8 protein-coding genes are annotated in these 9,210 nt (G+C 67.4%); 3 read left to right on the top strand and 5 right to left on the bottom strand.

Translation table 11 applies throughout. The features are described from left to right. The 5 genes from AB0P41_RS30450 to AB0P41_RS30430 form a co-directional block, all read right to left on the bottom strand. A partial coding sequence (locus AB0P41_RS30450; protein ID WP_365935304.1) for an electron transfer flavoprotein subunit beta/FixA family protein occupies positions 1–512 on the bottom strand: 512 nt, incomplete at its 3' end. A gap of 510 nt (positions 513–1,022) precedes the next feature. Further along, positions 1,023–2,639 carry a thiamine pyrophosphate-binding protein gene (locus tag AB0P41_RS30445; protein WP_365935303.1) on the bottom strand — a complete coding sequence of 539 codons (1,617 nt, stop codon included), beginning with the start codon at positions 2,637–2,639 and terminating at the stop codon, positions 1,023–1,025. 635 nt (positions 2,640–3,274) lie between these two features. Further along, positions 3,275–3,838 carry a hypothetical protein gene (locus AB0P41_RS30440; protein WP_356715261.1) on the bottom strand — a complete coding sequence of 188 codons (564 nt, stop codon included), beginning with the start codon at positions 3,836–3,838 and terminating at the stop codon, positions 3,275–3,277. 1 nt (position 3,839) lies between these two features. Further along, a complete protein-coding gene (locus AB0P41_RS30435; protein ID WP_356715259.1) occupies positions 3,840–4,535 on the bottom strand; it encodes a protocatechuate 3,4-dioxygenase subunit beta in 696 nt (231 codons plus the stop codon). An 801-nt stretch (positions 4,536–5,336) separates the two neighbouring features. Continuing rightward, positions 5,337–6,275, bottom strand: a complete 939-nt coding sequence (locus tag AB0P41_RS30430) for a LysR family transcriptional regulator (protein WP_356715257.1) — start codon at positions 6,273–6,275, stop codon at positions 5,337–5,339. A gap of 103 nt (positions 6,276–6,378) precedes the next feature. Between AB0P41_RS30430 and AB0P41_RS30425 the strand changes: the two genes are divergently transcribed. The 3 genes from AB0P41_RS30425 to AB0P41_RS30415 are packed head-to-tail and all read left to right on the top strand — an operon-like array spanning position 6,379 to position 9,165. Beyond that, positions 6,379–7,569, top strand: a complete 1,191-nt coding sequence (locus AB0P41_RS30425) for a cytochrome P450 (RefSeq protein WP_356715255.1) — start codon at positions 6,379–6,381, stop codon at positions 7,567–7,569. A gap of 8 nt (positions 7,570–7,577) precedes the next feature. Beyond that, entirely contained in the window at positions 7,578–7,946 is a 369-nt protein-coding gene (locus tag AB0P41_RS30420) for a 2Fe-2S iron-sulfur cluster-binding protein (protein ID WP_356715253.1), read from the top strand. Further along, positions 7,924–9,165, top strand: coding sequence for an FAD-dependent oxidoreductase (locus AB0P41_RS30415; protein ID WP_365935300.1), 1,242 nt, complete (start codon positions 7,924–7,926; stop codon positions 9,163–9,165). The genes AB0P41_RS30420 and AB0P41_RS30415 overlap by 23 nt, the downstream gene beginning before the upstream one ends. Positions 9,166–9,210 lie beyond the last annotated feature (45 nt).

Genomic DNA, 9,210 nt, shown 5'->3' with positions numbered 1-9,210 from the left:
GCCTCGAGCTGCTCGGACGCGGAGTCACCGTCGCGACGGCCCTTCACCGTGCCGCCGTCGACCGAGACCTCGGAGAGCAGGGTGACCTGCGGGACACCGAGGCGCTCCGCGAGCAGCGCCGGGAGCACGCCCATGGTGCCGTCCGTCGACGCCATGCCGCAGATGACCAGGTCGTAACCGGTCTTCTCGACAGCCTTGGCCAGCACCAGGGAGGTACCGATGACGTCGGTGCCGTGCAGGTCGTCGTCCTCGACGTGGACGGCCTTGTCGGCGCCCATCGACAGCGCCTTGCGCAGCGCGTCCCTGGCGTCCTCGGGACCCACCGTGAGCACGGTGATCTCCGCGTCGTCCGCCTCGTCGGCGATCTGCAGCGCCTGCTCGACCGCGTACTCGTCGAGCTCCGACAGCAGACCGTCGACGTCGTCACGGTCCAGGGTCAGGTCATCGGCGAAGTGCCGGTCGCCGGTGGCGTCGGGCACGTACTTCACACAGACAACGATCCTCAAGCTCACGCCGATCTCCTTACTACCGTCACTGTCAGGTCCATCTCGAACGAAAAGTGTCTGACCAGCGCATCGCGCTGGAGTCTCGTGCCCCTGCGTGACACTCCGGCCGACGTCAGCCTCTCGCGTGTCGTAGCCTGCGGGCCGCAGCGCAAGGACGCCGCGGAGGCGCCCGGGTGAGACGCCCCCTGACGACGGACAGGCGCGAGGCGCGTCGCGCCGAGCGGAGCCTGGAAGACATCGGGGACAACGCGGGTAGGGGCACCGGTCAGGTGCCACCGCGGGCACGGGCCCATAACGCCGACCGGGCACGGTCTCCGGCGACAGCCTCCTGGTCAAGCAGGTCCGCGGCCGCACCATGTTTTGGAGCAGAGCGGCAGCGAACTGGCACAGTCTGGGCGAGGCTTCTGAGGGCCCGCCACCGGTGGACAAAGACCGCGTCGCCGAGTTTCTTCACCGCACCGTGCGTACAACCCCGGCAGCCCGGGGAAAACCTCGACGTCCCCGAGCCGTCGCGTACTAGGCGTAGTAGTCGATGGAAGGATCGACCTTGATCTCGAGGAGCAAGGGGAGGTTCTCCGGAGCCCACGTGGACTCATCGAGCTTGTCGATCTCCTCCAGGGACCGCACCGTCACGGCGTTTCCGCCCAACGCGACCCCCAGGTCCGAGAACTCGGGCCACTGCACCAGGGAGTGGCGTGGATCAGCGTTGAATCCCTGCAGCTTCGAGTACTCGGCACCGTAGGAACCATCGTTGATGACAACGAGAACCAGCGGCAGTCCGTACCTCACCGAGGTGTTGAACTCCGTCAGACTCATCATCCCTCCGCCGTCTCCCACGAAGGCGAACGTCACGAGATCGGGTGCCGCCACGGAGACGCCTGTCGCGCACCCGATCCCCAGGCCGATGGATCCGAAGTTGTGGGTGACCGCGCTGTGCCGGGGGTGAGGCACGTCGATGTACCGCCACACCGACCTCAAGAAGCGGCCGGCATCCGTCACGACCGCCCGGTTCGACGGGAGGCGCTTGCTCAGTCGTAGCATCGCCGACCGCATGTCGACGGTGTCCGGGCCACTCGCCTCGACGAAATCATCTGTAGGGACACGGTTCCGAAGCTTTTCAGCCAGGCCGGCTCGGTTCGACGCAAACTCGATTTCTTCCGAAATGAGAACCTGGGTAATTGCCGTGGCGACGGCAGCAGCGTCTCCGCAGAGCCCGACCTCCGCTTGGTGATACCTGTTGAGATGATCGGCGTCTCGATCGATGTGCACTACCGGTTTGCCCTCGAAAAGCGATCCGGAATCTGTGGTGTAACTGTTGAGACTGGCGCCGAAAGCAATCACGCAATCGGAGTCGAGCACTGCGGTGAGACCCTCCGAGTGGGCAAGATTCCCGCAGATACCCAGGTTCAGTTCGTGGCCGGAAAAGAAGCCGCGGGCCGCTACCGTCGTGGCTACCGCGGCCCCGATCAGATTGGCGAACGCGGTGATGGCCTCGTGACCATCCGACTCGACGGCGCCGCGCCCGGCTATCACAAGGGGGCGACGCGCCGAGGCGATCACTCCGAGTGCGGCATCCAGCAGTTCCGGATCAAGGTCTGTCTCAACCACCGGCGCTTCACGTGGAGCGGCGACCGTGTCCTCGATCTCCACTCCGTGAAATTCTACGGGGATGTCCAGCACCACAGGGCGCGATTCGGATCGGGCTTGAGCCAGTGCGCGCCCCAGTTCATCGGGAACGTCCTGCGCTCGAAGCGGCCTCCTGAAGGCGCTTCCGGTCGGCTCGGCCAGACGTGCCAGATCAATGTTCTGAATATGATTCGGGGTCGAACTCGGGGTGCTAGACGTCATGAGCACGAGAGGCGTTCCGGCACGAACAGCTTCCGTGAGCGCCGTAAGAGTGTTCGTAGTTCCCGGGCCGTGAGTCACCGTGGCCACGCCGACCGTTCCGGTCGCGCGGGCGTAACCGTCCGCCATGCCCACCGCACCGGCCTCGTGAGTGCTCCCGATGTACCGCCCACCGTGCTCATCGATGTAACTCGCTATGAACTGCATGTTGGCGTCACCCATGAGACCGAACAGGGGCTCGATGCCGTAATGAACAAGCCGCCGAGCCAATGCGTCAAAGGTCTTCACTCGACAACTCCTATGCATGGAAGTAGGCGTCTCTCAGTCAGCAGGATCCCGACTTTAACCGAACGGTTGAAGCCTGGCAAGGAGATGCCGAGGGCGGCTGAAGACGTGCCTCATCTCCCGGCTGATACCGGAGCAGGGCGGCCCAGCGAGACCCTGGCCCCAGGTCGAATGCCGCCATGGGGCCTGCGTCCGCAGGTAGTTCGCGAGGTAGGCCGACACTTCGATGGGGCCGCCGAAGACGCGAAGAGCGGTGGAGTGCACCAATGCCTCACCGCCGCCCTCCGGTCCGCGAACGGCTCCGCCGGCTTGCCACACAGGAATGGTCCGCGTGTGCGGAGGAATTGAACAACGGCGCCGTCGAGCTCGTCCGGCCGCTCCCCGGAGAAGTGTGGCCGACGTCCGGCGCACACTCACATACCTGGCCGTTCGGCAGCCATGTCAAGCGCTCGGCTGCGGGCGGTGGCCTGCCGGGTGCGCCGACTGCGCGATCCGGTCCAGGTCGTGACGCCGTCGGGGACCTCAGCTCGGTAGCGCGGCCCGAACTCACATGCTTACGACGGTAGTCTCCCTCGTTCAGGACCCGGGGTGGACCAGGTAGACAAGTTAGATCGTGACGACGCCGAACGTTCCGGTCATCACGGTTCCTCGCCTTCTGACTCCATGTCGCCCTGGAGTCCGGGCCAGCCGAGGAAGGTGCTCTCGGAATCACCGGACAGGTGGATGTCGAACTCATAGCCGTCGTCGGTGGCGCGAGCAAGCATCGTGGCGCGCTGCTGCGGCGACAGCTGCGCGAGCAGCTCGTCGGTGTCGTTCGACTCGTCCGGGAAATAGAGACACGTCACTGCCGGACGCATCATCGCACCGGTGGTAATCAGCAGCGTCAGGTGCGGCGCCCGTCCGGACAGAGCCTTCGGCTTGACGGTGGTGATCGAGTACGCGCCGTCCATGCCGGTGAAGGACCTCGTCAGGCCCTCCGGCTGGTTGGTCTCGATCATCGTCCCCGGGGCCGGATGGCCCAGCCCGTCGAGCACGCATCCGGTGACGGTGAAAGGGGTGCGGTCGTCGCCCTCGGGCTCCACGGCTGAACACAGTGGCATGCCCAGCGTGAAGTAGGGGCCGAGGATCGTGCGCGGGGTGCGGACGAACTGGTCGGTCCCGGAGGGGCCGACACGGTTCCCGTCATCTGCAGTCTTGGTCATCTCAATGCTCCGCAGGGGTCGCGTTGATGCCGCCGAGGACGATGTCGAAGCGGTAGGCAAGGGCGATCTCGGGAATGCAGGCCTCCCAGTCGAGCCGGGAGATGAGCCGCTGGCGTGCCTTCTCATCAGGGATGGTGGTGACGATCGGATCGCTGCTGATGAGGGGATCACCCGGAAACAGCATCTGCGTGACGTGGCGCTCGGACAGACCCCGGCCGGTCAGGGAGAAGTGGAGGTGCTGGGCGCGCCACGCCTCCCTGTGCTTCGTCCAGGGATAGGCGCCCGGCTTGATGGTCTTGAACGAGTACGCGCCGTCGGCATCGGTGCGCGTGCGCCCCGCGCCCGTAAAGTTCGGGTCGATCGGCTTCGGGGTCCGGTCGTGGTCGTGCACGTACTTGCCCGCGGCATTGGCCTGCCAGATCTCGACCAGCATGTCACGCGCGGGGCGTCCCCAGCTGTCGGTGACCCGGCCGTGGACGATGATCTGCTCCCCCATCGGCACATCGTCGTGCTGCGACAGGAGATCGTTGTCGCCGGCGCCGACCTCACCGTAGCCGTAGACCGGCGCCGAAGCGTCGATCAGCCGGGAAGGAACGATGACCAGCGGCTTTTTGGGGACCCAGAACTCGGCGGCATGCCGGAAGGCCGGTGTCGAGAACTTGTCTTCGATGTGAGTGTTCCAAGGTTCGGTGTACACGCGCTCGCGCGCTCCTTTCTGGTCCGCCGGATCGGCGGAAGGAGGCCGCCGACGACAGCTGCCGAGGACGGAAAATGTGGGCGGGCCGATGACTGTGTCAAGGGAAGCGGGCTGGTCCGATTCAGCGTGGTAACCCGCAGACGTCAGTCGTGGCACTCGCCTTCAGAGCGAAGACGCTGGCGCCCTGCTTCGTTGACGCTCACTCCCGGACACGGCGTTGGCCTTTTCCGGTTCCGGCCCATCGGTTCGAAGCCGGCGTAGCGCCCTGGTCACCGGCCGAGACGACCGGGCGCCGCCTGCACAGGCACTGATGTCCGGTGAGTCGCTGCACGGATCGACCTTCCCGGAGTCCCCCAGGGAACCAGTCAGCGGGATGGCTCGGACCGCCGCGCTTCTCTCGGTCGGTCATGCCCGGATGGTAAACGGGGTCATGCCCCGATGCTAGATGTTTCGTACAAATAGTTGCTGACGGCTCGGCAAGGTGGCATGATCACGTCGGAGACCTACGGGGCAGGCGTGTCTGACGTCGCCGTACCCAACCGACCGTTCCTGTGCCTCTTGCCACCGCCCGCACAGATGACTACAGCCGCAAGGAGCTCGCCGCCCGTCTTCTGTTCAGGTATCAGTCCGAGTCACCTGGCGAGCGGTTGCGGGTCAACCTCGTTATGCCGCCGAGCACGTGATCGATGCTGCGTGACCCGAGCAGTGTGCGGCATTGCCCTCCCTCCTCGCCGCTCGGCAAGGGCGTCCGGACGTCGTGCGGCTCGGAGGGGACCGGCGCTGAGCGGTCCGGCACGAGGCCTACACGCTCCATGCAGAGCGCACCTCGGCTGTGTCGAGCGCCTCGGCCGTGAGATCGATCAGCGCCAAGGCCCGAGAGGAGGGCCGTACCTCTGCCGACCACGCGATGACGACGATCTCGCGGAGGTCGACGTCATCGATCGGGCGTACGGCCAGGGGGAGCCCCTCGTAGGTGTGGTCGCCGTGGGGCCGCAGGACCTGCAGGCTGAACCCGAGGCCGCGCCCCACGAGCGAGCGGGTGACCTCGAAGCTGCTGCTTCTGAAGCCCACGTGGGGAGTGGCGCCGATCGACTCGTACATCGCGTAAGCGTGCTCGACCGACGCGGGCGTGTCCACCAACAGGAGCGGCTCGTGGACGAGGTCACGGAGGGCGACGCTCGACCGCGCGGCCAGGGGGTGGTCCGCGGGCAGTATCGCGTGCACGGTCACTTCGAACACTTCACGCCGCGGCACGCTTCGCGGGAGATGGCGACCGAGGACCACTGCCAGGTCGATCTCCGTGCCGAGCCGGCCGATCAGATCGTCCTGGCTGCCGAGCACCAGGTCGATGACCACCCCTGGGTGCCGGACTCGGCACGCGTCGACCACCGGAGGGGCCAGCGACGGCGCGAGGCCGGCCATGACCCCTACTCGGACGACACCTGTGAGACGGCTGTGCTGGGCGGCCAGATCACCATGCAGGTCTTCGGCGGCGTCCAGCAGGGTCCGCGCGCGGTCAAGCACGTCACGGCCGTGCGTGGTCAGCTCCACGCCTCGGGCGCGGCGCCGGATACACAGTCGGAGACCGAGTGTCCGCTCGAGATCGGTCAGGGTCGAGGAGACGGATGTCTCGGACATGCCCAGTGCGCCCGATGCCCCACTGATCGAGCCGGACTCGGCCACCGAGACGAAGACCGCGAGCTGGCGCAGGGTGAAGCGGCGGTGGTCGTCGAAGCCCATCATTCCTCCGAAATCCCGGGGATTCAGAGCACGATATCGCTCTTTACCGCTGGAACTGGAGTCGTCCATGCTGTGGCACACGAACTGACGAGGAGGTCAGGACATGCCGGTGAATGCAGTGCCGACCGCAGACTGGGTGACCCTGGAGCAGTTGGCCGAGGACCCCTACGCCGTCTACGACCGACTTCGGGCGGTAGGGCCGGTGACATGGGCTCCACAGCTGGGCCGATTCCTCCTCACCGGGCTCGACAACTGCCGCTTCGTCGAGGCCAACGAGGACCTGTTCGAGATCGAGCAGGAGGACAGCCCCCTGAAGCGGGCCATGGGCGAAGTGATGCTCAGTAAGAACGAGCCCGAGCACGGCGTGGAGCGAGCAGCCATCAACCCGGCCCTACGGCCCAAAGTCATCGCCGAGGTGTGGCGCACACACTTCGAGGCCCATGCGAGGCAGGTCCTGGAGCGGTTCCGCGGGCTCGGCCCCGGCGCCGACATCAATGCCGACTTCGCGCTCCCCTACGCCGCGATGAACCTGGGGGTGGTGGTGGGCCTGCCGGACGTGCCGTGGACCGACGTGCAGCGCTGGTCGCTCGCGTTCATCGCCGCGGTGGCGAACGTCCAGGAGGACCCGCGGGTTTCCGAGGCCAACCGCATCGCCAACGCCGAGGCGGACGCCGCGATCGACCGGCGCATGGCCGAACTGGCCGGCTCTGCGGACCCTTCCATGATTTCCGTCATGCTCCGCGCGGGCCTGCCGCCGGACCTCGTTCGCGCCAACGCCAAGCTGGCCATCTCCGGCGGGGTCAACGAGCCGCAGCACGTGCTCACCTCTGGTGTACACGCGCTGTCCCAGCATCCTGACCAACTGGCCGCCGTACGCGCCGGCGAGTACACCTACACCCAGGTCTTCGACGAGGTGGTGCGCTGGATGCCGCCGATCCACACGCTGATGCGCCGGGCGCGCGTGGACGTCGAACTGAACGGTGTCACGATGCCCGCGGGGTCGCTGGTGTGGATCCTGCTCGGCGCGGCCAACCGCGACCCCCGTCACTTCGAACAGCCTGATCGGTTCGTGGTGTCCCGCCCGCGCAGACCTCACCTCGCCTTCGGTTCCGGACCCCATATCTGCGCGGGCAGTTGGGCCGCCCGGAGCTCGATAGCGGAGGTCGCGTGGCCCTTGCTGTACGACGGGCTTCCCGGCCTGACACCCGTCGACGACGATGCGCGCTTCCACGGATTCTTCTTCCGCGGACTGCCCGGCCTGCCCGTGACATGGGACACCGAGAACAACAAGTGAGGAGCGACGTGACCGAGAGCAACCAGCAGGAGCGCATCGTCCGTCAGGCCGATGCGGGCAGCGTCGTGTACGTGGGCGCGGGGACAGGCCCCAGGGCCGTGTCCGTGACACAGCCGACCACCGCGATGCGGCTGGCCGTCGAACACGGCGTCCCCGGCATCATCGGCGAGTGCGGCGGCCAGGCGATGTGCGGCACGTGCCACGTCAAGGTCCACGACGAGTACCTCGGCGGTCTGCCGGATCCGAACGAGGAGGAACTCGACATCCTCGACGTCGTGATCACCGACCGCGACCCGGTGCGCAGCCGCCTGGCCTGCCAGCTTCCCGTGACTCCTGAAACGAGCCTGATCGTCGATGTCCCTGACACCCAGTACTGAGCCGCTTCCGGCGTCGGTCGTGATCGTCGGTGCCGGCCATGCCGGCATGGAGTTGGCCGGCCGGCTGCGCGAGCAGGGCTTCACGGGCCGCGTGGACGTGCTGGACCAGGACTCCGACACACCGTACGAGCGGCCCCCGCTGACGAAGGAGTTCCTGACCGGCCCGCCTGTCCCCCACAGTCCTCTACGTCGCCCGGCCTGGTTCGACGAACACCGGATCGCGCTGCACCGGCACGGCGTGGCAGCGATAGACCGTGAGGGTCGCAGCGTGAAGCTCGACAGTGGCAGGACGCTGTCGTACGACGTGCTCGTCCTCGCCACCGGCGCCGAGCCGCGCGAGCTTCCGGTGGCCGGCGGCCGGGAGCTGCAGACCTTCCGCACCAGCGCCGACGCGGCCGCGGTCCGCGACCGGCTGGTACCTGGCAGCCGGCTGACTGTGGTGGGGGCCGGTTTCCTGGGGCTGGAGCTGGCAGCGGCCGCGAGAGGCCGCGACGTCGCGGTGAGCGTGCTGACCAATGAGTCCCGGCCGCTGGGGCGACTGGCCCCCGACGTCTCGGCCGCTGTGGGCCGGATCGTGCGCGAACTCGACGTCGACCTGCTCTGCGAGGCCAGGCTCGTGTCGGTGACGCGACGGGGCGGGATCACGTCCGTCGCCGTCGAGGGGCGCCCTGACGTGGCGAGCGATCTGGCCGTGGCCAGTATCGGCGTCTCACCACGGATCGAGCTCGCGGCCCGGTGCGGGCTGGCGGTGAACGACGGCATCGAGACCGACCGGTGGTTGCGCACCAGCGACCCGGCGATCCACGCCCTCGGCGACTGCGCGAGCATCCCCGACCCCGAGGTTCCCGGCGGCAGAATCAGGATCGAGTCGGTCCCCCACGCCCAGCAACAGGCCCGCTACCTCGCCGACCGGATCACCGGGAAGACCGGCGACCCGTTTGCCATGCAGCCATGGTTCTGGAGCCACTGGGGCACGCACCGGCTCAGCATCGCGGGCTTCAGCCGCGCGGACGACCACCTGGTCGTTCGCGGCGACCCCACCGGCACCGCGTTCAGTGTGTTCCGTTTCCGCCCGGACGGCCGGCTGGGAGCGGTGGAGTCGCTCAACCGGAACCGCGAACACCTCATAGCACGCCGTCTGTTGGCATCGGGGCGCACCATCACCCCCGAACACGCCGCCGGCCTTCACCTCGACCTCGCCGACGCGCTGCGCAGCTGACCGTTCGGCACCAGGCCCGTCATCAGCGGCGGGCCCCACCGGCTG

The organism is Streptomyces sp. NPDC079167, assembly GCF_040686735.1.
Taxonomy (GTDB): Bacteria; Actinomycetota; Actinomycetes; order Streptomycetales; family Streptomycetaceae; genus Streptomyces.
Note: the sequence above shows the minus strand (reverse complement) of the source record. Positions and strands in the feature narration are given on the sequence as shown.